General features: G+C 38.3%; 25 protein-coding genes. 16 read left to right on the forward strand and 9 right to left on the reverse strand.

All coding sequences use genetic code 11. The features are described 5' to 3' along the window. Nucleotides 1-54: 54 nt before the first annotated feature. On the reverse strand, nt 55-567 hold the full coding sequence (locus ND855_RS05740) for a peptidylprolyl isomerase (RefSeq protein WP_135638381.1): 513 nt from the start codon (nt 565-567) through the stop codon (nt 55-57). Between the two features lie 106 nt (nt 568-673). Here ND855_RS05740 and ND855_RS05745 point away from each other — a divergent pair, with 106 nt between their 5' ends. Further along, the gene (locus ND855_RS05745; protein ID WP_265357567.1) at nt 674-1,228 is read left to right on the forward strand and encodes a rhodanese-like domain-containing protein; all 555 of its coding nucleotides are present in this window, start codon (nt 674-676) and stop codon (nt 1,226-1,228) included. A 133-nt stretch (nt 1,229-1,361) separates the two neighbouring features. On the opposite strand, the gene ND855_RS05750 is transcribed toward ND855_RS05745, so the two are convergent. Next, nucleotides 1,362-2,588 (reverse strand): lipoprotein LipL46, encoded by a 1,227-nt coding sequence (locus ND855_RS05750; RefSeq protein WP_265357568.1) that lies wholly within the window; start codon nt 2,586-2,588, stop codon nt 1,362-1,364. A gap of 51 nt (nt 2,589-2,639) precedes the next feature. On the opposite strand from ND855_RS05750, the gene ND855_RS05755 reads away from it, so the two are divergent. The 6 genes from ND855_RS05755 to ychF are packed head-to-tail and all read left to right on the forward strand — an operon-like array spanning nt 2,640 to nt 7,700. Then, the gene (locus ND855_RS05755; protein ID WP_265357569.1) at nt 2,640-3,884 is read left to right on the forward strand and encodes an exo-beta-N-acetylmuramidase NamZ family protein; all 1,245 of its coding nucleotides are present in this window, start codon (nt 2,640-2,642) and stop codon (nt 3,882-3,884) included. Nucleotides 3,885-3,893: 9 nt separating this feature from the next. Then, a complete protein-coding gene (locus ND855_RS05760) occupies nt 3,894-4,490 on the forward strand; it encodes an LIC_11883 family protein (RefSeq protein ID WP_265357570.1) in 597 nt (198 codons plus the stop codon). Between the two features lie 3 nt (nt 4,491-4,493). Next, nucleotides 4,494-5,369: a DUF2797 domain-containing protein gene (locus ND855_RS05765; RefSeq protein WP_265357571.1), complete on the forward strand. Its 876-nt coding sequence runs from the start codon at nt 4,494-4,496 to the stop codon at nt 5,367-5,369. After that, on the forward strand, nt 5,353-6,072 hold the full coding sequence (locus tag ND855_RS05770) for an RluA family pseudouridine synthase (protein WP_265357572.1): 720 nt from the start codon (nt 5,353-5,355) through the stop codon (nt 6,070-6,072). The genes ND855_RS05765 and ND855_RS05770 overlap by 17 nt, the downstream gene beginning before the upstream one ends. Beyond that, complete coding sequence (locus tag ND855_RS05775; protein WP_265355953.1) at nt 6,062-6,553, forward strand: hypothetical protein; 492 nt, start codon at nt 6,062-6,064, stop codon at nt 6,551-6,553. Before ND855_RS05770 ends, ND855_RS05775 begins: the two co-directional genes overlap by 11 nt. A 49-nt stretch (nt 6,554-6,602) precedes the next feature. Next, complete coding sequence (gene ychF / locus ND855_RS05780; protein WP_265355954.1) at nt 6,603-7,700, forward strand: redox-regulated ATPase YchF; 1,098 nt, start codon at nt 6,603-6,605, stop codon at nt 7,698-7,700. 138 nt (nt 7,701-7,838) lie between these two features. On the opposite strand, the gene ND855_RS05785 is transcribed toward ychF, so the two are convergent. Genes ND855_RS05785 through ND855_RS05810 form a run of 6 tightly spaced genes read right to left on the reverse strand, consistent with a single transcriptional unit; the run spans nt 7,839 to nt 13,706 of the window. Next, on the reverse strand, nt 7,839-8,369 hold the full coding sequence (locus ND855_RS05785; protein WP_265355955.1) for a hypothetical protein: 531 nt from the start codon (nt 8,367-8,369) through the stop codon (nt 7,839-7,841). An 18-nt stretch (nt 8,370-8,387) separates the two neighbouring features. Then, nucleotides 8,388-8,957 carry an RNA polymerase sigma factor gene (locus ND855_RS05790; RefSeq protein WP_265355956.1) on the reverse strand — a complete coding sequence of 190 codons (570 nt, stop codon included), beginning with the start codon at nt 8,955-8,957 and terminating at the stop codon, nt 8,388-8,390. Next, complete coding sequence (locus ND855_RS05795; protein WP_265357573.1) at nt 8,954-9,982, reverse strand: hypothetical protein; 1,029 nt, start codon at nt 9,980-9,982, stop codon at nt 8,954-8,956. The genes ND855_RS05790 and ND855_RS05795 overlap by 4 nt, the downstream gene beginning before the upstream one ends. Then, a complete protein-coding gene (locus ND855_RS05800) occupies nt 9,979-11,334 on the reverse strand; it encodes a CHAT domain-containing protein (protein ID WP_265357574.1) in 1,356 nt (451 codons plus the stop codon). Before ND855_RS05800 ends, ND855_RS05795 begins: the two co-directional genes overlap by 4 nt. Nucleotides 11,335-11,341: 7 nt before the next feature. After that, nucleotides 11,342-12,472 (reverse strand): cysteine desulfurase family protein, encoded by a 1,131-nt coding sequence (locus ND855_RS05805; RefSeq protein ID WP_265357575.1) that lies wholly within the window; start codon nt 12,470-12,472, stop codon nt 11,342-11,344. After that, nucleotides 12,450-13,706 (reverse strand): hypothetical protein, encoded by a 1,257-nt coding sequence (locus ND855_RS05810; protein ID WP_265357576.1) that lies wholly within the window; start codon nt 13,704-13,706, stop codon nt 12,450-12,452. The genes ND855_RS05805 and ND855_RS05810 overlap by 23 nt, the downstream gene beginning before the upstream one ends. Before the next feature lie 38 nt (nt 13,707-13,744). On the opposite strand from ND855_RS05810, the gene ND855_RS05815 reads away from it, so the two are divergent. From ND855_RS05815 to ND855_RS05825, 3 genes are read left to right on the forward strand one after another with little or no spacing between them, the layout of a single operon-like run. Then, a complete protein-coding gene (locus ND855_RS05815) occupies nt 13,745-15,739 on the forward strand; it encodes a tetratricopeptide repeat protein (protein ID WP_265357577.1) in 1,995 nt (664 codons plus the stop codon). Beyond that, nucleotides 15,736-16,524, forward strand: a complete 789-nt coding sequence (locus tag ND855_RS05820) for a hypothetical protein (RefSeq protein ID WP_265357578.1) — start codon at nt 15,736-15,738, stop codon at nt 16,522-16,524. The genes ND855_RS05815 and ND855_RS05820 overlap by 4 nt, the downstream gene beginning before the upstream one ends. A 3-nt stretch (nt 16,525-16,527) precedes the next feature. Next, nucleotides 16,528-17,670 carry a CapA family protein gene (locus tag ND855_RS05825; protein WP_265357579.1) on the forward strand — a complete coding sequence of 381 codons (1,143 nt, stop codon included), beginning with the start codon at nt 16,528-16,530 and terminating at the stop codon, nt 17,668-17,670. Here ND855_RS05825 and ND855_RS05830 read toward each other — a convergent pair. After that, nucleotides 17,625-18,347 carry a hypothetical protein gene (locus tag ND855_RS05830; protein WP_265355964.1) on the reverse strand — a complete coding sequence of 241 codons (723 nt, stop codon included), beginning with the start codon at nt 18,345-18,347 and terminating at the stop codon, nt 17,625-17,627. The two genes, ND855_RS05825 and ND855_RS05830, sit on opposite strands and share 46 nt — an antisense overlap. Before the next feature lie 151 nt (nt 18,348-18,498). Here ND855_RS05830 and rpsF point away from each other — a divergent pair, with 151 nt between their 5' ends. The 6 genes from rpsF to aspS all read left to right on the forward strand — a co-directional run bounded on the left by rpsF (nt 18,499) and on the right by aspS (nt 23,199). Next, nucleotides 18,499-18,774, forward strand: a complete 276-nt coding sequence (rpsF, locus tag ND855_RS05835) for a 30S ribosomal protein S6 (protein ID WP_100727290.1) — start codon at nt 18,499-18,501, stop codon at nt 18,772-18,774. After that, nucleotides 18,767-19,204, forward strand: a complete 438-nt coding sequence (locus tag ND855_RS05840) for a single-stranded DNA-binding protein (RefSeq protein ID WP_015678373.1) — start codon at nt 18,767-18,769, stop codon at nt 19,202-19,204. The genes rpsF and ND855_RS05840 overlap by 8 nt, the downstream gene beginning before the upstream one ends. Nucleotides 19,205-19,276: 72 nt before the next feature. After that, nucleotides 19,277-19,561: a 30S ribosomal protein S18 gene (gene rpsR, locus ND855_RS05845; RefSeq protein ID WP_174705011.1), complete on the forward strand. Its 285-nt coding sequence runs from the start codon at nt 19,277-19,279 to the stop codon at nt 19,559-19,561. A 9-nt stretch (nt 19,562-19,570) separates the two neighbouring features. Then, on the forward strand, nt 19,571-20,017 hold the full coding sequence (rplI, locus tag ND855_RS05850; RefSeq protein WP_108958491.1) for a 50S ribosomal protein L9: 447 nt from the start codon (nt 19,571-19,573) through the stop codon (nt 20,015-20,017). A gap of 21 nt (nt 20,018-20,038) precedes the next feature. Then, a complete protein-coding gene (dnaB, locus tag ND855_RS05855) occupies nt 20,039-21,382 on the forward strand; it encodes a replicative DNA helicase (RefSeq protein WP_265357580.1) in 1,344 nt (447 codons plus the stop codon). Nucleotides 21,383-21,393: 11 nt separating this feature from the next. After that, nucleotides 21,394-23,199 (forward strand): aspartate--tRNA ligase, encoded by a 1,806-nt coding sequence (gene aspS / locus ND855_RS05860; RefSeq protein WP_265357581.1) that lies wholly within the window; start codon nt 21,394-21,396, stop codon nt 23,197-23,199. The last annotated feature ends 1 nt before the right edge of the window (nt 23,200 follow it).

Raw genomic sequence — 23,200 nt, forward strand, 5'->3', positions numbered from 1 at the left:
GTTTCTCTTTCATAGTATTTAGACTAAATAGAGAAACGGAAAAGGAAACAACCTTTATTTTTTAGAATCTAAGATCTGGTTCCACTCATCCAAATACGGTTTAGCCACTTCCAATACTGAAGAGGCATCTCCTTCAATCGTAATGGATTCAATTTTATCTCCCTGTTGGATGGAGTTCACAACTTCTTGGTCAGAGGCATCAACCACGGAACCAAACACAGAATGTTTTCCATCAAGCCATGGAGTTGGAACATGTGTGATAAAAAATTGACTTCCATTGGTTCCAGGGCCTGCATTTGCCATTGAAAGGATTCCTGGTTTGTTGTGTTTTAAACTGGAATCAAATTCATCGCGGAATTTATACCCAGGTCCACCCGTTCCAGTTCCCTGTGGACAACCACCTTGGATCATAAAATCAGCAATGACTCGGTGGAATTTTAATCCATCATAGAATTTCCTTTGTGCCAAATTCACAAAGTTGGCAACCGTATTCGGTGTTTTGTCAGGAGTAAGATCGATTCGGATTTCACCTTTATTGGTTTTGATAACAGCGCGTAAAGTACTCATACCTTTCACTCAATTTCTTTAAATTCCCCTGGCAAGTCGAAAAAAGGTTTGAGTTCTGATAGAAATAGAAGTTATACTTTTAGCGATTTTGGAAATGGGTAAAGTTATGAATCGAACCATCATTGTTTCTCTCCTACTAATTACAGTTTCAATAGTGGCAAAACCCGTTGAAAAACAAAAAAAACAACCAAAACTAAAACCCATCCCAAATCGGCTTATCGACTATGGTGAATTCAAAAAAATTGTCAATCGATCTGAATCAGAACGCGAAAACCACCGCCTAACGGAGGATCAGTTTTTGAAAATGATGTCAGAAGATGGTGTTGTTGTCCTTGATGCAAGGAGCGAATATCGGTTTCGTTTATTGCATATCAAAGGTGCAGTGAATTTACCTTTTACCGAATTTACAAAAGACAGTTTGGCTACTGTGATCCCAGAACCAAAATCCAAAATTTTAATTTATTGTAATAATAATTTTGAAGGCAACGAACAAGCGTTTGCAGCCAAAAGCCCGGCGGCTTCCTTAAATTTATCTACTTACAATTCTCTAAAAGCGTATGGTTATTCAAACATTTTCGAATTGGGCCCACTACTGGATGTGAACCAAACCAAATTACCTCTAGTGAGTGAACCAAAAGAAAACCAAGCTCCCGCGGAATGAACCAAATCGAAATCAATACTTGTGAGTTTGGATCCTAGTTGATTGGATTTGAGATTGGAAATGGGTGAGAAGGTGAGATAACCTGCAGAGAAAAACATTCGATTCTCTGCAGGAAAATCTGATAAAAGAAAATCTATTTATTTTTGAATTCGATTTCCACAACTCCACGTTTGGAACTGTTGATGTTGAGAGTTTTGCTACTCAAAAAACGGAAACTAGAATCCTTTTTATACATGAGCTCTTCTGCAAACATTGATTCCTTTCCTGGATAAGTAAGTTCCCATTCAGATCCATTCATTTCTGTTTTACGATCATTGATTTGTTTCACCGATGTGTATTCCATCAAATCGTTTTTGAAATTAATTGCATCTTCCAAAGCAAGTCCTTTGAACTTTAAGATCACAGTGTTTTGTTCTGTGAGTTTAAACCATTCATCTTTGATTTGTTTTCCTACTTTTACAGAAACAAGGTTTGCCCAGTCTTTCACTGCTTGTTCTCTGGAAACTTCTTGGGTAATGTCAGCACCTCGGCCTTCCAAACTCCCTGATCCAAAAATTTTTCCATCACCCCATAATTGGATGATACGGTAAGGGCCTGTTGCCGCTGAACTTAAAAAATCAGTTTTTTTACCGCCAGGTAAGACTACAGGTTTTTGGTCAGTGGTTGTAACTTTTGCTACAATCAATACTTCCGCACCTGAATCTTGTGCCAGTGTGAGAAGGGGGCTACCTTCTTCTACAGAGGTAAGGTCAAGTTTTGCAAGGCTAGGATTTTTTTTGAGGAGGGCAGTGAGTTGGGAACTATCGACAACTTTATTCCCTTTTGTACGGAGTTTTTCAATGAGTTCCGCTTCTGCAATGTTAGTTGCTGATCCAATGGGATAGGATTTTCCATTCACAACGGTTTGGACAAGGACAGCGATCCTTGGGTTTCCTACATCGTCGAGGAGAGCATCCACAGCTGTAGAAAGTTTTGTTGCTTCCACTTCACAACGGACATTGAGACGGATCATGTCTTGGGTGTCCAATTTCCATTGTTCTTCACTGATGATATCGTATTTTTTGACAAAACTATCGGTTTTCCCATAGAGTTTGGATCCTAGGGATTGCCCATCAGAAACTCCCGACTTTTCTGTGATTTGTTCTCCCACCAACTTACGGATGGCATTGAGTTTTGCATCTTTGAGTGCCTTGTTACGGGCAAGGGCCAAGTCTCCTTGGTAAATGGGAGCCTCTCCCATAGCAGTAACCACATTGTCAGGTAAAGACGGGTTTTTTTGCGCGGAATTGGACCCAGCACATGCCAAGATGGTGAGGACTAGAATCCCAGTATAGGGAGCAATTCGAAGTCGATGAAGCATGAAGGACATTTCTCCTTGAAGATTTGCTATATTATAGAAACATATACTTACATGACCAATTACTTTTTTAGGTTTTCTCTCTCGTTTCTTGTCCTTGCTTGCCATGGGAACACGGTTCCGCAGTTTCGTGTCCACCCCGCTGATTCCAAAGTTCGATTGTCCCAGGACATTTTTTACGAAAAAATCCTTCCTACCATGGCGGGAAAAAAATTGATGCTTGCGACAAACCCTTCTGGAATTGGAACAAATCCAAAAAAGATCATTTCATCTCTCGAAAAACACAAAATAACATTAGAACATTTGATTGGTTTGGAACATGGATTCCTTGGGTTAGAGGAAGAATTTAGCCAAACTCCTGTTACTATGGACTCTACCTTTAATCGTCCATTGTATCACATCTATCGGATCAAGGATTCCGAACTAAGAGACTTAGTGAAGGAAGTGGATTTTGTTTTATTTGATGTACAAGATGTGGGAATGCGCTGTTACACATATTTAAGTGTACTCAAACGTCTGATGGATGCTTTAAAAAATACAAAAACCAAACTCATTGTTCTCGATCATATCCATGTCGCGATGCACCTCTCACCTATGGGAGAAAAAATGAGTCCTAAACACCTAAACTTTGCAGGAGAATTTCCTTCCTTACTCATTACGGGGATGACAACTGGAGAAGCTGCCCAATTTTATAATAAGGAATACTTAAAAGAATCTGTGGATTTGGATGTGATTCCGGTAGAAGGTTATAAACGTGGGATGTACTTTGAGGATACGGGAATCCCTTGGACAACACCTTCACCTAACTTACCAATGGTGGATTCCGCTAGGAATTATTTATCCCTTGTGTTACTAGAAGGTGTGAATGTATCAGTTGGACGAGGAACCCAAGCCCCTTTTGTTTATTTTGGTGCACCTTGGATGACAAATCCTGAAGAACTTGCTACAAAACTCAGTGCCATCGGCAACAAATCGTATTATTTTTCAACTGTGTTTTTTAAACCTACCTTTGGTCCTCATAAGGGAAAAATTTGTTCAGGATTACGTATGAATTTAGTCAGACCAGATTATGATCCTATGTTACTTGCTTATGAACTCATTAGGCTTATAAAAGAAACGTATCCAAATGATTTTAAGTGGAGTAAAGGTTCTACAAACCACTGGGTTGACCAATTATGGGGGAATGATCATTTTCGTTCTGCCATCAACGATGGTAAATCCTATGTTGAGTTTCATAATACCTATCTTAGTGATGAAGAAAAAGAACGAAAAAAAATTGAGCCCTACTTAATCTACTAAGGATCCAAAATGAAGTTTAAATTTACTTTTTTATTAGCCATTACTGTTTTGTTAGGTGTGGTTCACGCATCGGAAACCAAAATCAAACAAATACCCAAACAAAAAACGGCAAAAGTATTAAAGTCTCTTGCCTATGCAACCATACGTTCCACTGTGATGGTGACTCATACCAAATTTGATGAAAGAGAAGTCACTTACCAAACCTGTTCCGATGATTTTCCAAACATGCCGGGTGACTTTCCATGTAATTTTTTGGATGTAACAGGGGCTACCGACCAAGTGGAAACCGAGTCCGAAGTGAGTGATGCAGAATTTGCAATGGGAAGGGACCCAGAAGACATGAACCCAAGTGGAAAAATCCACATCAAAGTATCAAAGGAGAAATCACGAAATTTAAACGGGACAGTGATTTACCTAGGAGAAGGTGAAAACAAGTTATCTCTTTTTTATTCACCCAAAGGACAAATCTCTCATTACCTATACCAAAAAATGATCGTGATCTTTGTGTGGAAGAAAACAGAAGATTCCCCTTCCTTGGCAGAAATTTATTTTGTGAAAGTGAACGATGAATTTTTTCCAGAAGAAGTGAAGGAATTTACTTTTTAGTCCATGCCAAGTTTCCAAGGTTATGTTCGAAAGATGTCCCACAAAGGGACAAAACCTGTTTCCTATTTTTGGGAATATGCAAATTATATTGAGGACAAAAAAACAAAAACAATTGAAGGTAAAGAACTAACTTCAGATGTACCAATCGAATCCTTTCTAGGCAAAAAAATTTCACTCACTACAAATGATGAAATTCGCTGTATGCACTGCGGAAAAAAAACAAAAAAGTCATTTAACCAAGGTTATTGTTTTGTTTGTTTTTCGAAGTTAGCAGAAAATGATCTTTGTATCATGCGCCCAGAAACTTGCCACCATCACAAAGGAACATGCCGTGATGCTGAATGGGGGAATACTCATTGTTTTAAAAAACACATTGTATACTTTGCCAATTCCAGTGGAATGAAAGTTGGAATCACAAAAGAAAATCCTGTCACAAACCGATGGGTGGACCAAGGTGCCAAATTCGGAATCCCCATTTTGGAGGTGAATTCCAGAAGGGACGCAGGCATTTTAGAACATTTTCTCAGTCAATTTTTACCTGATAAAACATCCTGGCAAAAAATGGTAGCAGGAGATCCGGGAGTCATTGATCTCAAAAAAGAAGCTGTTAAATTTTTAAACCATTTAGAAAAAAATGAATTTTTTTCTCCTATCGAAACCAAACAAAAGTTAATCTGGAAACCTATCCTTACAGAAGAAATGATGGAAATCGATTACCCGATTTTATCTTATCCTTCTAAAATAAAATCTTTAAAACTCACAAAAGAAACACCAGTTGAAGGAACCCTTGTTGGAATCAAGGGTCAATACTTATTGTTTGACACTGGTGTCATCAATATTCGAAGTTTAGGTGGTCTTTGGATTGAATTCTCCGCCTAACTTCATTCTATTAGGAAATCAGTATACCACCCGTATCTTATTTGAATGTGAGGATTTTTTACTCGCAGAAAAACCGGAAGGAATTCCTGTCCATGAAACAAAAGACCCAAATCGTTTGGACTTTACTCGATTACTTGCAAATCATTTACAAATTCCTGAACTAAGGACTGTCAATCGATTGGATCTTGGTACGAGTGGAATTGTCTTACTCGGAAAAAATAAAGACAAAAACCTGGAACTAGACCAGTTATTAAAAAATGCTGAGAAAACCTATATTTTTTTATCTGATGGAATTCCAAATTGGAAAGAACACCGAATGGAATGTTTTATAAAAGATGGGAATAAACAAGTAAGTATCGTAAGGAGTGGAGGTAAAAAAGCAATCACGGAGTTTACCATCCTCGAATCTGATGAAAAAAAGAATATATCTTTTGGGCTTGCAAAAATTTTAACCGGAAGAAGACACCAAATTCGTGTTATGCTTTCTTCTTTGGGTTTTCCTGTCCTAGGAGATACTTTGTATGGGAAAAAAGAAAAAGGAGAAAAACGAATGTATCTCCATTCGTTTCGATTTTCCTTTACTGACTTACAGGGCCAAAATCATATGGTAGAGACAGGTATTCCTTCTGATTGGATGGGAAGAATGCCATCAATATCTAAATCTCAAATTCCAATGAGAAATCAAATTCGCTATGAATCGTGAACCATTTATTTTGTTTCTAAAAGAACAAAAACTTTATAAAAATCTTACATCAGTTTCCAAATTGATCTCGATTAGTTTTTTAGCCATCTATTTGTATTTATTGTTTAGCTCACGTTATACGGCAAGTCCCTTGATTGTAGTAATTAATTATTTGGCTATTTTTACTGGATTTTCTGGACTTATTCGGTTTAAATACTTTGAAATTCCTAGTATATTATTGTCTGTTTCTGAGTTGGGTTTGGATTCTCCTTTTTATCAATTGAAACTTGAAGAAAAAAAACATGTTTGGAGAAAGTCAGGGAAAGAAGTTGAGTTACCAGAAAATCCCAGTCCCGATTGGATTGTCAGTACTTTGCAATTACATGACAGATTCCCTTGGAAACGAATTGGAAAACTCTATTTAGGTTTTTATCTCACAGTGATCTGTATTTCTGTGTATTACCTTACTTCTGTTTATTTAGAAACAGGATTTCAAAACTAAGACAACATTTTTCCTTGTCCCTAAGGCTTGGTTCAAAAAACCTATCCTTATGGCTTTGAATTGTGGCATTGTAGGTCTCCCGAACGTCGGTAAGTCGACTATTTTTAACGCACTCACAAAAGCAGGCGCACAGGCTGCAAATTATCCTTTTTGTACCATCGAACCAAATACGGGTGTTGTGGAAGTTCCTGATGAAAGATTAAACCGCCTGGCTGAAATCTATAAACCAAAACGTACAGTTCCCACAATGATTGAATTTGTGGACATTGCTGGACTTGTAAAAGGGGCAAGCCAAGGGGAAGGGCTCGGAAACCAATTTTTATCCCACATTCGGGAAGTAGATGCGATTTGCCATGTTGTAAGAGCCTTCCAAGATGAAAATATAACACATGTTCATGGAAAAGTTGATCCTATAGAAGACATCACAGTCATCAATTACGAACTCATCCTTGCCGATTTGGACAGTTTAGAAAAACAACAACAACGAGTATCAAAAACAGCAAAAACTGGAAATAAAGAAGCAGCAGAAATTTTATCAGTGATGGATAAAATTTTGGAAGCACTTAAAAAAGGGAATAGGGCTTCTACAGTTGAATTAAACGAAGAAGAGTTAAAAATTGCAAAAAAATTCAATTTAATTACCATTAAGCCCGTGTTATATGTTGCCAATATCCTTGATTCAGATGTAAAATCAACTGACAACCCACTTGTTAAAACCATCACTGACTTTGCAAACAAAGAAGGAGCACCAGTTGTTGTTTTATGTGGTCGATTTGAAGAAGAAATCTCTGGACTTGAAAAAGAAGACCAATTGGCATTTTTAGAAGAGATTGGAGAAAAAGAATCAGGCCTTTCTCGTATGATTCGTGCTTCCTACCAACTGTTAGGCCTACTTACTTTTTTTACAGCAGGTGTGGAGGAAGTAAGAGCTTGGACAACCAAACAAGGTAGTTCTGGTCCCATTGCTGCTAGTGTCATCCATTCTGATTTTGAAAAAGGTTACATCCGTGCGGAAGTGATGCGTTATGAAGACTTAGATCGGACTGGTGATGCAGCAAAAGTAAAAGAAGAAGGGAAACTCCGCGTGGAAGGAAAGGAATACATTGTCCAAGATGGAGATGTGATTTATTTCCGAGTGAACGCGTAAAAAAAATCCCGACTTTCGTCGGGATGACTTTAAGTGTGAACTAGTTTGGAAAAAGAAAGTAGTTACCAAAAGGTAGGTCCACTTCTCTCACTATCAATTGCTTATTGTTTCCTGTTTATTGCACACCTTCCAAAAAAATTACGATTGTAACATAAAATGATACCTACCAATTTCTTTGCCAGATTCAAAAATGGCAAGCTCTGGGCTGGAATCCAAGGTGATGGGTGAGTCAAACATCGATTGGCTACCTAGTTTGGGTAAGGTTTCTACTGGAGTTCCATCCAAAAATAATTTTGCTGATAACCTTTCTGCATTGGATGCTTCTACCGATAAAAACACTTGGTTTTTTTCTGGATTTGGTTGGAAAACAAAATCCAGATCCCTTCCTGCCACCTGTCTGTGGACTCGGAATGCACCTAGGTTTCCCTGCCCTCTGAGAGCCATCTGGGAAGTGTGTAGTGTGGCATTTTCCCAGTCACTCATGAGCACCTTCCAGGAATCGTTTAAAAACTGTAGGTAAATTCGGATTTTGGAATCAGGATTTGGGACTACCGTTTGTAAGATCCTACTGAGGGTGGAAGGATCCACTTCTTCCCCTTGGGACATGAGATACATGGCTTCTTTCAGTTTGAGTCGGTTCATAAATGGATTCGGATCTTTTGTCTCCATACTATTGATGTCCCCCCATTACGGCTTTATTTCCTTGGTTTGTAATTTTTTTATCTTTTCTTTGGCACGATTGGCCCTTGCTAGTACTGTTCCGATAGGAACTTCTAATATTTCAGCGATTTCTTTGAATTTATACCCTTTGAGTCGTAAGATGAGGATTTCCTTATGGGGTTCATCTAATGATTCAATGAGATCGTAAAACTCCTTTTTTTCTTCCCATTCGAAATAAACATCCTCTTGGGTTAACCTCTCATCCAGAATATCAATGCTCAAATCGAGAGAAATCCCTTCTCTATATTCGGTTCGGCGAATGCTCCGTGTTTGGGACATACTGATATTTTTGGCAATTTCGTTTAAATAGATAATAAAGGCAGGTAAACTTTCCCCTTTGAACTTACGTAATAATTGGTAGTCATTTTCTGTGAGTTTTAAATACACAAGTTGGGAAGTATCTACCACTTCTTCTCTTGGTACGTAATGTGCGCAAGTTCCAATGATTAGGCGATGGAATTTTTGGATAAGTGTTTGCCATGCCTCTCTTTTCCCGAGTAAACAATTATCGATTAAACTCCGTATCTCATCACTCATAGTTCTTTCTTTGATTCGACGGAATTTTTGCAATTTATCATTACATTTTCTAATCTTTTTTGAAAATGATGGGATTGGAATAATGTTTGGCGGATGTATAACAACTTTGTTAGGTTTTCTCTCGTTTCAAAACTTGGGTTTTCTACTGAGAATCTTCCATAATCAGAGAAAAAACCAAAAAAACCGAATATTCGAATTTTCTTTTCCTCAGTCGGGAGTTTTTCTAAACAAATTTGTAATTCGTTCAGTTGTTGTTTTTGTCCATCGGTAAATAGAGGGTCAATTTTCCATGAGGATAGGATTTGTAAAAAATAGGATTTAGACTTCTCATTTTCCGATTTTAATTCTGCAAGATTCCAAGGATTTTGTTTTGAATAGTAAAACAGTTGGTAGGTGGATCTTTGATTTGTTTTGATGTCTTGTAATAAACGAAGTAAAAAGGATCTTCTTTTGGATTCTGGCATATCCGAATAGAGAATACGATTGAGACTTAAAGTGTATTCTCGTTCTTTTCCAAACAAAAGAACTTCATGAGGTTTATAGAAATTGGAATAGAGATAAACTGTTTTTTCCCATTCCGATTGTAATTCACGTACTAAACTTAAATTTTCCGCATTGGAAATCTCAGATGATAGAATTTCCAATTTGGGAAATACAATGAGATCAAATAGTTTTTTTTTGATCTGTTTTTCTAAGTTCGCTGTTTCATTTTTAGTTATTTCTGTACATCGTTTGATTTGTAATAAAGCATCATAAAAGGAAAGGTAGGAAAGGATTTCTGTTAGTTCTCTAATTTCCTGGAATTTGCAAAGTTGGAAATAATAATCATACTCTTCGTTTTCTTTGGTCTCTACTTCACGTAAAATGGGAAAACTCGAAATCGTATAAGCTTCTGAATCTAAATTGGGGGCCAATTGGAATTTTGACCAGATGGATTCAAAAGTCGCTGGTTTTGTAAACCATTGGGGTAAACTCGGGGATACAAAAAAGAAAAACCCAAAAACAAATAAACCCCAATATTTCAAAACCCACTCCTTGTTTTGAATTCATAATACATTTTTTCTTCTGAAGATCCTTCCGAAAGGATCGATTCTAAGATATCTCGTTTTTGGGTTTCGTCAAGTAACTCATGTTTTGTTTCTAAAAAGAGAAGTGCTTTTTTTCGAAACTCCGGATGAATGATTTTTTGGATTTTTAATACCAATGGATCTTTTGACTGGTTTTTTGGTTGGGACACTGTCGAGTTCTCGTTAATAGAAGATTCCTTTGTTTTTTCCAATTGGATTGGTGTTACAGCTGGGTTTTCATTTTGTGTTTCTTTTGTAAAAATAAGGAAAAGTAAAACCAGTAGTAGACTTGAGACAATGCTTACTATCCTTTTTGGAAGTGGGTTTGGAGTTAAAGTAGAAAATTGAACCAAACTAATGGCTGTTATGATTTCTTTGCCAGAACCCTTTTGTAATTGTTTTCTAATTTTATCTAAACTTTTTTCTGCGTTTTTAGATTCTAAAAAATATTTCCAAAAGGAAATTCCTATTTCCTTGGCTACATTTGTTTCCACTGGATATAAAAATCCAATGACTTGTTTGGCACCAGCCTTTAGAAAACTGGTTGTTAATCCAGCTTGGTTTATGGAATCAAAAGACGAATAACAGCTATTAAAAAATACTAAATCTAGATGACTAAACGATCTTGTAGCAATTTCATTCATGGAAATGAATTGATCCTTTCCAATGGGGATTCCTTGTTTTTCAGAATGGCCGGCATAATGTAAATATTTAACAGAATTTAATTCTTCGATGAAACGAATTTTAGTTAGGTGATTTTGTTTTAGGATTCTAAGGGGAAGTTTTTCTTCAATGATTGGATATAGGCTAGCACATTCTTCATTTACTGTGTTTTCTAAACTAGGAATCACGGGATTACAGATGATAAGAGCAACATTTGTTTTTTTGGAAATTTCCCTTTGGTTTTTTTGGATCCGAATCCCTCGTTTGAAGTTTTTATCTTGGAATAGAAATCCATTTGTAGATCTTAAAATTTCCCAGGGAATGGGAGAAAATTCCGGATCAACTAACAGCTCAATGGTGCCTCGAAATCCGGGAGTCCTCCAAAAGGGAAGGGATTCACCAAATACAATTTGTTCTAAACTATCAGACTTTTTGCCTAGTTTGTCTAAAAATTCTTCTTTTTTAGGATTTTGAGATAAAATGCGTTCTACAAAAATGGACCAATCATTTTGAAATTCCTTCAGTAATGGCCCTGAAAACGGAGTCGTTTTTTCTACGGAACCAAATTGTGAATGTTTTTCTTCCCAAAAACATTCACCATCGGAGATACCTTGGTCAGAGTATTTCGAAATGATACGGATTTTCATTAGGTTGTCATTTTAGTTTTTGTATGAGTATTTTGATTTGGTCTATCAGTAAATTCACATCTTCTAAAGTTGTAAAACTGCCAGTAGAAATCCGAATTGCTCTAAGTGCTTCTTCTTCTGAGTAACCCATTTGTAGTAAGGATTTAGAGGCTTCTCTGGCTCTTGATTTGCAAGAACTTCCCGTCGATACAATGATTCCTTTTTCTTCCAATCCTAGAAGGAAAAAATCAACAGTTTGGATGGGTAAAATGAGAAAGGTTGTATTGGGGAGTCTCGTTTCATTTTTCGCGATGATTTCACAACCGAAGGATTCTAATTGGTCTTCTAAAATTTTTTGAAAACCTTTTAGTCTTATGTTTTTTTCTTCTAAATAGTTGAGTTGGATTTCTGTTACTTTTTGTAGGCAATTGATAGCAAAGGTATTTTCGGTTCCAGCTCTATGTTCATTTTCCTGGTTTCCACCACCAAACAGACGAAAGTTTTTGTTTTCAGCTGGTAAGTAGGTAACGGCAGCACCCATACCTGCACCAATTTTATGACCAGAGAATGTATAACCATCAAACAATTCAAATGGCACAGGAATTTTGCAGAATGCTTGCATCAAATCACTATAAAAAAGTTGGCCATGTTCTTTGGTCAAAGTATGAATTGACTTTGCAGGTTGAATCACTCCTGTTTCATTGCCAGCATACAAACAAATGACAGGCTTTGGATTTTCTTTTAATAACCTTTGCAAATGATTCAGATCGATCGTTCCCGTTTTGTTTGTGTGAATCAATTGGGGTGAAAATCCAAAAGAATCTAAAGCAGCATACATGCTCGCATGTTCAAAAGGTGATACAATTACCGAATCTAAGTTTGGGTATAAAATTCGTAAACTCTGGATGAGTAAAAAATTAGCTTCAGTACCAGTAGAGGAAAAGATAAACTGTTTTTCCTTTCCATTTGTCACTTGGCAAAGATACTTTCTCGTTTGTTCAATTTTGCCTTGGTTTTTAAGAGAATAACGTGTGATCCCTGAAGGATTGTAAAAGTTTTCTAAGTATTCTTTTAAACACGACTCTAAAATCTCTGGGTAGGGGGGGTGAGTCGCGTTATAATCAAAATACTTTATATCATTCGTTAAATGGGATTTCATCTGCTTCTTCGTAACGTCCGAGTTTGCGGAGAACGGACCTTGTTAGGTTATGGTATGCCTTTAAGATTTCATCTTTTTTTCCACCAACACTACGTTCGTCGACGTTTCGCAGTTTTGGTTTTAAAGAATCGAGAATGGTCAAACTTTTGTTATTTTCTTTTAGTTTGTGGTAACTTTCTGCTTGTTTAAGTTTTGCCTCAAACTCATGAACAAGTAACGCAGGTAAGTTGATATCTTCTATTTCAGAAGCTAGTTGGATGTTTGCAGATTCCTTAAATTCATTGGCTGCTTTTTGGTAATAGTTTTCTTCTTCACTGCCTAGTTGGAAATACAGTTCGGCACGACGAAATTTAAATTTCAGATACTCTCTTTCATCGGCACCAACGAAGTAAAGTATTCGTTCGTAAATATCATCCATTTCTCTTGGAGAAAAATTTTTCATTCCTGTGAGAAGGATTTGTCTGAGTAAGGATTCCAAATAATCATTTGCCGAAACTTCCGAAAAATCACTTCGTTTGATGGATGATAAAACCACACTTCGTTTTTGGACGGCACTGAGACCACTCGGAACTTTTTCGAGTTCAGTGAGTTTTTTTAAAACATAGGTTTCTGTTTCAACCATATGTGTTTTGTAGGCGAGTAAGATTTCACTTGGCCGACAACTGGCCCATGCAACAGACTCTATTTTTTTTGGTGCGATGAGTTCAGGACCTGAAAATCGTAAGGCACGTTTGTAATAATCAAGAGCCGTTAACACGGCTTCAATGTGTGAGTTCCAATACTCTTTGGGATTGGGGCCGAGAGTTAATTCCCCTTGTGGTGCCATTCTTTGGAAAAGGGGAGACCCCCAATCACTTGCTTTTTCCCGCCATGTGAGTTCTAAAAAATGGTCCTCCACATGTTCCTTACTGCGAAAGTAGAGACAGGCTTTTTCCATGAGGGTTAAGTCAAGGGGCAAAATGGTGCCTTTTCCATTTTCTTCCGCACTAAAAAATTGGCTGATCGTTTGCAGAAGATTAGTGCCACCTTCCTTTCTGCCTTCGAGAACCGCATCCCCTTTGGCGATCAAAGAGTGGGCGATCCGTGGATTGGGGTAACCAAAAAACGAATTGTAAGTGAGGGTGATTTTGGCAAGGATCGTGTCCTTGTTTCTCAGAATCCATGGGAAAGTGATTGCCCACACGAGGAGAACAGCCAGAATGTATTTTAAATTTTCTCGGAAGATTTGGTTCAAGGATTGTCCCTGTACCCGATCTTTGCCGGAATCTACTGATGTTTCAAGCAATTAAAACTCTAAACTACCAATTCCTCTTTGTTTTCTTATGTTTTCTTTCTGTTTTTCCAAACCAGGCAGATCCAACCCCTAAACAGAAAGATTGTTCCCTCCTTGAGCCTGGTGTTCCAAGTGAATACTTACTCTCTCGTGCCATCTACGAACAGATTGATGGTTACCAAGCAAACAACCGTAAAAAGACAGCAGAGGCAAAACTTGGGTTTGAAAACTCTGTGTCGTTTTTAGACAAATACCACTCTTGTTTAAAAGAAAAAGGGCAAGGTCCAAGTGCCCAATCAGCAGAAATCCAAGCTCAAAATTATTTGGAGTTAGGAAATCCAGGCAAAGCTTGGGAATGGTCTGAAATTGCAAAACAGAATACAAAAGAAGTCACAAAAGAACTCGTAATTTTACAAATGAGGATCCGTCTTCGGGAACAAGACTTAACCAAAGCAACAGAAGTATTGGAACATGATTTGGTCTCTTTTCCCAATGATCCTGATTTTTTGTATTTACTTGGAAATTTATACTTTGAACGAAAGATGTGGAACCAATCCTTATTGTACTACACCGCTCTTTCTTTTGTCATTGAAAGAAGGGACAATCATTCCAAATACAAATACATCACAGCAAAATCGTTAGGTGAACTGAATTATAAGTTAGATTACCCAAAAATTGCCATCAAACGTTATAATGAATACAATTCAGTCAATAAAAATGACATGGAAGTCTTATTTCGTTTGGCACAAATTTATTTTGTGTTAGGTGATTTTAAGATGTCCAAATTTTATTTGGAACAAATCAGGGAAAAAAATTCGAGAGACATTGACGCATCGCACATGTTAGCCGAAATTTATTTTTTGGAAGCACGTGATTTAGCACCTCAGTTTTTTGATACTTTAAAAAATGAGAAAAAAATTCCAAAAGACGGTATCATCCCCATTTTATACCAATTGGTGAACGGCCGTACCATTGGGTTAGATGAAAAACTACGAAATTTTATTAAGTCAAATCCAGGTAGATTGTCGCCACGTGTCGCTTTTCTTGAGTTAGCTGATAAACTGAATGACCCTGATTACGAACAAATTAATGCAGAAACCGCGCAATATGCTTATGAATACAGGCAATACGGGCTTGCTGAAAAAATCCTCAAACGAGGGAAACAAAGATTAAATCCATCTCAAGTGGAAGAAAAAGCAAGTTACTTAGAAAAGATTGCAAACTGCCAAGAGATGTTAGGGCAATGGAACCATGCAATCCTTTCTATGAAAGAAGCAATTGTTTTGAGTTCGGACCTTGAAAAAAAATTCCGTATGCGATTCCGTTTGGCTTATTTATATCTGCAAGGTAATTTAAAAAAAGAAAAAGTTTCTGTGGATATTTTGTCCGAAACCATTGCTGAAAATCCGAACCCAGCTCATTATTATTTGCGTGGATTGTCTTATTTCCAATTGGAAAAATACAAAGAAAGTATTAACGATTATACACAAGCCATCCAAATGGATCCAACCAATCCTAATTTTTATTTTTATAGAGCAACTGCTTACGATAAACTCAAACAATTTCCTGAAACAGAATCAGATCTTAAAAAAACCATTTCTCTCAATCCAAATGCATCCAATGCAATGAATTATTTAGGTTATTTGTATGCTGAAAAAGATATGTTCCCTGATGAGGCAAAACAACTGTTAACTCAAGCAATTACTTTGGAACCAGATAATCCTGCTTACCAAGACAGTTTGGGTTGGGTCTATTACCGAAAAAAAGATTATAATTTGGCGTTATTACATCTAAACTTTGCAGCGTCATTGGCTTTGGAAAGAGGGTTTGAAGACCCAGTGATTTATGAACATCTGGGTGATGTGTATTTAGCAAAAAAAGATCCAGTCAATGCCGTACAATTTTTTAAACTTTCGCTTTCAAAAGACAAACAGACGTCTAACAAAGACTTGGTGTCAAAAATCAAACGAGTGGAAAAGGAAATTTCAGAATGAATTCTCGTTATCTAACAATTGTTTTCATTTTACTCTCCCTAGGTTGCCAATCGGCAGAAGTCGAAGATCCAAACTTTTTAGGAAAAGCAAATGGAAAGTATTTACCCGCAAAGGACAATTCTTCCCAAACTTTTTTAAAAGAAGTTTTGGATAAAAACCCTGATTTCCCTAGTTTTAAATCAGAATTTTCCATGCAGATCCAAACCTTTGTCCCTAAGAAGGAAAATGTAAATTTGGATGGAAAGGTGTTTTTTGCCAAAGATTCTAAACAAATTAAAATCCAATTGATGGATAGTTTTTTTGGAATGGTTTTTACTGAACTCATAGCAAACGAAAACCAAATCCTAATCAAACCAACCAGTACAAAAGAAATCCAAACCTTACCAATGGGTGATATCCTCATCCAAGATCCAAATTCGGGGAAAAAATATACGATTCCCTTTCCTGTGATTTATGCATACCTTACAGGGAATTATTTAAATGAAATCCAAAACCCAAAGGCAAAATTCAATCCGAATGAAACTAGGGTTGCACTTTCCAAAGCAGATGGAGATTACGAATATTTTTTTAAAGATGGTAGTTTGGATCGATTAGAGTTAACAAGTGGTAAACGGGGACTAAAAGCCATCGCCATTGTAAAAACAAGTGTGAACCAAATACACCCACCTAAAGAAATCACAACCAAAGTTGTGAGCCTTGATACGGAAAAGGAAAATGTTCTCATCCAAATCAAATTGAAAAAATCACAAATCACCGAAGTATCTCCACAAGTATTTCGTTTTTAAGAGATGAAACATAAGTTTTTTGTTTCGCTTCTATTATTCCCGATCCTTCTTTTTTCTGCGGATTTTCCAGAACAATTGGAAGATCCATTGGAGTTACCAACAAAGTACTTATATCAGTTCCAAACCGAAACTGGTGAATCACTACAAATTACCAATTCCACTAAACTTTGGTTTGGTGGTGATGTGATGTTCAATTGGGGAGTTCGGGATTCCATGCGTTCTGAGGATGTATTTTTTCCCTTTCGAAGTTTTTTTCGTTATCTCGACCAATTTGATTTTCGCTTTATCAATTTAGAAACACCTATATTACACAAAGCACCCACAGCAGACCAAAGAAAATCCTATGTGTTTTATGGAGAAAGAAGGGATCTCACTGTCCTACGTGCTCTCGGCATCAATGGAGTTTTCCTTGGAAATAATCATACAATGGATTTTGGTGAAAATGGACTTTTTGAAACCTTAGATCTGTTAGATGAATTTAAAATCCTCCATACAGGTGCAGGAAAAAACACCGACCATGCTTTGTTACCTATTCTTGTGAAAAAGGGAAATACCGAATTTCGATTGTTTTCCTTTTCTGATACAGGCGAAACCAGGTTATTTTCTGGAACCAATTCCCCAGGTGCCGCTTATTTCCGAGTGGCCACAGCAGAAAGGATCATAAAAAAAACAAAACCAGGGCAAGTGAATGTATTATCTGTACATTGGGGAGTGGAATACAATCCCACACCCATGGACACAGAACGGAATGCTGCCAAATATTTGGTGAACGCTGGTTATAAGGTGATCATTGGTCATCACCCCCATGTGCCACAAGGGATCGAAGTATTCCCAAAAGGGATTGTTGTATATTCACTTGGTAATTTTTTCTTTGGATCCAAAAACCAATACCTAAAACACAATATTTCTGTAGTGACTCATTTTGATGGCGACAAACTTTTGTTTGTGGAAGTGATTCCAGTGTTTGGAAAACACCAAAACCTTCCTGGGGATCATTATTTTTTCCCTTTGGGTCCAAAAGAAGCAGAAAGTTTTTTAAAAGAATATGCCATTCTTTGCAAACAACTGGGAACAGAACTTGTGATTTCGGGGGGAAGGGGTTATGTTTTTTTTGAAAAGGAACTAAAGGCCAAACTAAAACCGTAATGAAACCAACTGCATACCATTCCCAATGCAAAAAAGGGAAAACTGAGTTCTAGTAAATTGGTGCGGATGATAGAAAACACCTGCAAAAAAAATCCTGTAAAAAATAGGATCGCCGCACTCCTTAAAATCCAACCTTTTTCGTATAACCAAAAGTATACGGAAACAATTGCCACATAAGAAAACAAACAAAACCATTTGAGTTGGGATGTGGGTTTGAGATACTCCAAAGAAGGGGTCATTTCCTCTGCAGTTTTTGCATCTAGTATATTCAGAATGAGAATGTTTTCAATGAGGTCAGCAAACCCTGCAATCACAAGGAGAAGGATCATTCCCATAAAAATTTTGAGGAAAATGGGACGTACTTTCCGTCCCGCATAATGTCCCGTATACGTCAAAAAAGCCAAATAACAAAAGATAAAACCAAAATCAAAATAATGAACCCTACGGTATTCCGTTGAGAGGTGGAAAAAGTCGATGGTATCGGGGATGCCAATGAGGTCCTGCACTTGTTTGGGTGTTTCTGCCATCTCGAGACCAAGCAGAGTGGATTCAAATCCAGAATGGTTGTCGAGTGCGGGTTCTTTGGGAGTGATGTGGTTTAAAAAACCAGCATATAGTGCTAAAAAGAGACCCAGACCCAGGCCCCAAACTTCTGGAAAATTTGATTTTTCACCCATAAACAGTCAGAAATTACATAGAATGCGAAGGGATTCAAGGCTCCAAGAAGAAATTCCATTGACCCAAGGCCCCATAACCAAAACCCTAGTGGAAACTAACAAATTCTTCTACCTACAAGTGTTTCTATGTAGGTATACCCATAGGAGAAATATGAGAAACTACGAAATCACGAATATTCTTCGTGAAGGGAATGTAGAAGAGACGAAGTCTGCCGTTAAGGAACTTCTCTCCAAATACAACTTCACGATCCAAGGCGAAGAGGATTGGGGTTCTAAAAGACTCTGGCATCCCGTTGGACAAGACGAACAAGGTCACTTTATACTCACTAAGTGTTCTGGATCTCCCGCAGAAGTTATCAAGATTGAGCATGAATTTAAACTCAATGCCAATATCTTAAAAACCCTCGTAATTAGGGCAAATGGCTAACGATCTAAACAAAGTACTACTCATCGGTCGTATGACTCGTGATCCGGAATTTAAATCGGTGAACGGGAGTTCTGTTGTCAATTTTTCAATTGCAAATAACAGAGTTTATGTGACGAACGGCGAAAAAAAAGAGGAAACTCATTATTTCGACTGTGTTGCATGGGGCCGACTTGCTGACATTTTAAAACAATATGCGGGCAAGGGTAAACAAGTAGCAATCGAAGGTAGACTCCAACAACAGTCATGGGAAACTCCAGAAGGCAAAAAAGCCTCAAAGATCCGCGTATATGTCGAGACCGCACAACTATTAGGTGGTCAAGGGCAAGGTGGCGGATCCGGAGACCGATCTGACAGTTCCAATTCTTATGATTCCGGCGTAAGTAGTGGTTATGATGATTATCCAGCCGGTGATGACGACATTCCTTTTTGATAGGTGATGACAATGAGTGAAACGACAAATATTGATGATACAAGAATAGATTCCCGTGACAGTATGGACGGGATGGATGACGACGAAAAAGGTGGTTTCCGTGGAAAAGACGGAGAAGGTAAGTTCGGTCGTAAAAACGCAAAATACAAAAAGAAAGTATGTAAGTTCTGCGCTGACAAAGCGTTACTTGCAGGTCTTGATTACAAACGAGTTGATATCTTAGAAAGATTTGTTACTAACCGTGGTAAAATCATTCCAAGAAGGATCACAGGAACTTGTGGCAAACACCAAAGAGCTCTTGCTCGTGAAATCAGAAAATCCAGATCCATCGGTTTATTACCGTTTAAAGTTCTGTAGGAGTTACGGATGAAAGTTGTATTACAAAAAGACGTATTAAATCTTGGTGATGCTGGGGATGTAAAAGAAGTTGCTGATGGTTATGCACGTAACTTCCTCATTCCAAGAAGACTTGCCGTTCGTGCAAACGACGGAAACACGAAAGCAGCTATCCACCAAAAAAGACTCGCTGAATTAAAACGTGACAAACGTGTAAAGGTGATGAAAGAACTTTCTTCTTCGATTGATGGTAAAACATACGAAGTGAAAGTGAAAGTGGGTGAGAACGACAAACTTTTTGGTTCTGTAACAGCGAATGATATTGCTCTCGCAATTAAAAACACTGGAGTAGAACTCGACAAACGTAAACTTGAATTAGGCGAGCCAATTAAATCTGTTGGTGAGTTTAAGATCAAAGTTCGTTTGGCTGAAGGTGTTGTGCCTCAAATCGTAGTGAAAGTCGTCGGCCAAGCATAGTCTTACACTAACGCTTTTTCGATGAATTCTAACCCCCTTCAGGAGATAGAGTCTGAGAAGAACTTAATCGGTTACCTACTCATGCGAGGGGTAGCCGGGCAGGAAGACTTAGGTCTAAGCCCAGAAGACTTTTACATGGATACCCATAGAAGAGTCTTCGAAGCGGTTACTGACCTCATTAATGAAGGGACAAACATTGACCTAGTTACGGTCACAAACCAAATGCGAGAAAAACGTCTATTTAAAGACGAATCTCGCGACTTGGAATACATTACATCTCTCTACAAAGATACTGTCCCCTTTCAACCGTTAGACTATTATGTTCGTCGTGTGAAACGTGTTTCCGACAGACGGAAGTATGTCGAAGCATTAAACCAAGCCATTGATAAAGTCAAAATTGAACCTGGTGAAAACGATTCCGTTTTTAGTCTTGTGGAACAGTCCCTTATGGATATCTCGCGCCAAGAGAGATCCAAAGGACTACGCAAAGTCAAAGATGATGCCAATGCCCTTATCGATTACATCAAAAATGTTGTGGCGGCAAGCCAAAACGGAACCGGTGGAATCAATGGTTTAAAAACACATTTTACTGGGCTTGATATGGCTACCACTGGTCTTAAGTCACACGAACTTATGATCCTTGCAGCCCGTCCAGGAAATGGGAAAACAACATTTGCATTGAACATTGCTGCCAATGCTGCACTAAAAGAGCGTAAAACGGTTGTTATCTTTTCCCTTGAGATGAGTCGGATCGAACTCCTTCTCAAACTCATCAGTGCCGATGCAAGGATTGATTCCTATGCTTTAAAAGCGGGAACACTCACCTCCGCACAGATGACACAACTCAAAGACAGTATTGGAAATATCACTTCGGCAAGTCTTTACATCGATGATTCAGGGTATTTGACGATCCAAGAATTTTCGGCAAGACTTCGCCAACTTCGGACTACAGAAGAAGTGGGCCTTGTGATTGTAGATTACTTGCAGCTTATGAGTGATCCGAAAGCTGCGATGGGTGGACGACAACAAGAGGTTGCCAATATTTCCAGAGGACTCAAACAAATGGCAAGGGAAGTGGGATGTCCCATCATTGCCTTATCTCAGATGAACCGTTCCATTGAAAACCGCTCCAAAGACCAAAGGCCACAACTTTCCGACTTACGGGAGTCAGGTGCCATTGAGCAGGATGCGGATATTGTATGTTTTATTTATCGGGAAGAAATGGTGAAACCTCCCGAAGAGCTAGACCCAAACAAAAGGGGGATGGCTGAGATCATCATCGCCAAAAACAGAGCGGGAGCAACGGCCGATTTTCCATTGATGTTCAATCCGAAAATCAGTCGTTTCGATAACGTTCCATTATAAGAGGTTTTCAATTGAATCACTGGGTAACATCAGAATACAAAAATAGAATTAGCGCCACAAATGTCTCAGATGCGTCTGTTGGAAAAACATTATTCCTTTCCGGTTGGGCTTTCCGTTACCGCGACCAAGGTGGTGTGATCTTCATCGACCTAAGGGATCGTTCTGGAATTTTACAAATTGTTGCAAGAAAAGAAATCTTGGGAGATGATTTTTCCAAAGTCGAAAAAATTCGTTCCGAGTATGTGATTGCGGTGAAGGGAAAACTTTCCCTTCGTGATGCAGAATCCGTGAATCCTAAAATGGAAACGGGGAAATATGAACTCATTGCAGAAGCAATTGAAATCTTAAATACATCCAAAACTCCTCCTTTCACTTTAGATGAGTTTGATCCGTCAGGCGAAGAAATTCGTTTGAAGTATCGTTACCTCGATATGCGTAGGGAAGAACTTCGGGATCGTTTGGTGTTGCGACACAAATTAACATTCGCTTTACGGGAATACTTGGACCAACGCTCCTTTTTAGAAATTGAAACTCCGATTCTCAATAAGTCGACTCCAGAAGGAGCACGTGACTTTCTTGTGCCGTCTCGTTTGAATGCAGGTGAGTTTTATGCACTCCCACAATCACCACAACTTTTTAAACAGATCCTCATGATTGGGGGAATGGAACGATACTTCCAAATCGTAAAATGTTTTCGGGATGAAGACTTACGTGCTGACCGCCAACCAGAATTCACACAATTGGATATGGAGTTTTCGTTTGTGACAGAAGAAGACATCCGTCGTGAAATCGAAGCTATGTGGGCCTATGCCTTAAAAAAAGTTTTCCAATTAGAGGTAAACGCACCCTTTATGACCATGCCATACCATGTGGCAATGGAAGAATACGGATCAGACAAACCAGACATTCGTTTTGGAATGAAACTTGTGAATGTATCGGAACTTGTGAAATCTTGTGACTTCCAAGTGTTTACTGGTGCCATCGCTGGTGGAGGTGTGGTCAAAGCGATCTGTGTTCCTGGTGGTTCTACCATCTCACGGAAAGAAATTGAAGACCTTACTGCTTGGCTTTCTCGGGACTTTCGTGCCAAAGGCCTTGCTTACATGAAACATGGAGCAAATGGACTCGAATCAACGATCACAAAACGGTTCACTCCTGAAACCTTAGAGGCAATTGCAAAAGCAGTTGGTTCCAAAGAAGGAGATATGGTATTTTTTGGGGCAGATTCGTCTAAGATTGTGAATGCCTCTCTTGGTGCTTTACGTTTGAAATTATCAGAAAAATACGATCCACCTAAGGTCCCTTATAGTTTCCATTGGGTAGTTGATTTTCCTATGTTTGAGTTGGATGAAACCACAAAAACATGGACCTTCCTCCACCACCCATTCACATCTCCGAAAGAAGAAGACTTTCAAAAATTAAGAGATTGGAAAGCTGGGAAAGAAGTTGACCTTTCTTCGATTGGTGCGAAAGCATATGACCTAGTTCTGAATGGAACAGAAATTGGTGGTGGTTCGATTCGTATCCACAACCCAGAAATCCAAAGTCTCGTGCTTGAGGCAATTGGGATTGGAGAAGAAGATGCCAAGTCCAAGTTTGGATTTTTACTCGATGCTTTATCCTTTGGTGCTCCTCCACACGGTGGGATTGCCTTTGGTGTGGACCGCATCATGATGTTACTCACAGGTGGCACTTCCATCCGTGATGTGATTGCTTTCCCAAAAACACAAAAAGGAACTTGTATGATGAGTGAAGCACCAGGTCCTGTCGAAGCAAAACAATTAGAAGAACTCAAACTCAGGGTAGTCACAATTTAGT

Origin of the sequence: Leptospira paudalimensis, from assembly GCF_026151345.1 — a bacterium.
GTDB lineage: Bacteria > Spirochaetota > Leptospiria > Leptospirales > Leptospiraceae > Leptospira_A > Leptospira_A paudalimensis.

Coding starts and splice junctions, on each gene's coding strand:
- ND855_RS05740 (WP_135638381.1), bottom strand. CDS start 567: ATGAGTACTTTACGCGCTGTTATCAAAACCAATAAAGGTGAAATCCGA.
- ND855_RS05745 (WP_265357567.1), top strand. CDS start 674: ATGAATCGAACCATCATTGTTTCTCTCCTACTAATTACAGTTTCAATA.
- ND855_RS05750 (WP_265357568.1), bottom strand. CDS start 2,588: ATGCTTCATCGACTTCGAATTGCTCCCTATACTGGGATTCTAGTCCTC.
- ND855_RS05755 (WP_265357569.1), top strand. CDS start 2,640: ATGACCAATTACTTTTTTAGGTTTTCTCTCTCGTTTCTTGTCCTTGCT.
- ND855_RS05760 (WP_265357570.1), top strand. CDS start 3,894: ATGAAGTTTAAATTTACTTTTTTATTAGCCATTACTGTTTTGTTAGGT.
- ND855_RS05765 (WP_265357571.1), top strand. CDS start 4,494: ATGCCAAGTTTCCAAGGTTATGTTCGAAAGATGTCCCACAAAGGGACA.
- ND855_RS05775 (WP_265355953.1), top strand. CDS start 6,062: ATGAATCGTGAACCATTTATTTTGTTTCTAAAAGAACAAAAACTTTAT.
- ychF (WP_265355954.1), top strand. CDS start 6,603: ATGGCTTTGAATTGTGGCATTGTAGGTCTCCCGAACGTCGGTAAGTCG.
- ND855_RS05785 (WP_265355955.1), bottom strand. CDS start 8,369: ATGGAGACAAAAGATCCGAATCCATTTATGAACCGACTCAAACTGAAA.
- ND855_RS05790 (WP_265355956.1), bottom strand. CDS start 8,957: ATGAGTGATGAGATACGGAGTTTAATCGATAATTGTTTACTCGGGAAA.
- ND855_RS05800 (WP_265357574.1), bottom strand. CDS start 11,334: ATGAAAATCCGTATCATTTCGAAATACTCTGACCAAGGTATCTCCGAT.
- ND855_RS05805 (WP_265357575.1), bottom strand. CDS start 12,472: ATGAAATCCCATTTAACGAATGATATAAAGTATTTTGATTATAACGCG.
- ND855_RS05815 (WP_265357577.1), top strand. CDS start 13,745: ATGTTTCAAGCAATTAAAACTCTAAACTACCAATTCCTCTTTGTTTTC.
- ND855_RS05820 (WP_265357578.1), top strand. CDS start 15,736: ATGAATTCTCGTTATCTAACAATTGTTTTCATTTTACTCTCCCTAGGT.
- ND855_RS05825 (WP_265357579.1), top strand. CDS start 16,528: ATGAAACATAAGTTTTTTGTTTCGCTTCTATTATTCCCGATCCTTCTT.
- ND855_RS05830 (WP_265355964.1), bottom strand. CDS start 18,347: ATGGGTGAAAAATCAAATTTTCCAGAAGTTTGGGGCCTGGGTCTGGGT.
- rpsF (WP_100727290.1), top strand. CDS start 18,499: ATGAGAAACTACGAAATCACGAATATTCTTCGTGAAGGGAATGTAGAA.
- ND855_RS05840 (WP_015678373.1), top strand. CDS start 18,767: ATGGCTAACGATCTAAACAAAGTACTACTCATCGGTCGTATGACTCGT.
- rpsR (WP_174705011.1), top strand. CDS start 19,277: ATGGATGACGACGAAAAAGGTGGTTTCCGTGGAAAAGACGGAGAAGGT.
- rplI (WP_108958491.1), top strand. CDS start 19,571: ATGAAAGTTGTATTACAAAAAGACGTATTAAATCTTGGTGATGCTGGG.
- dnaB (WP_265357580.1), top strand. CDS start 20,039: ATGAATTCTAACCCCCTTCAGGAGATAGAGTCTGAGAAGAACTTAATC.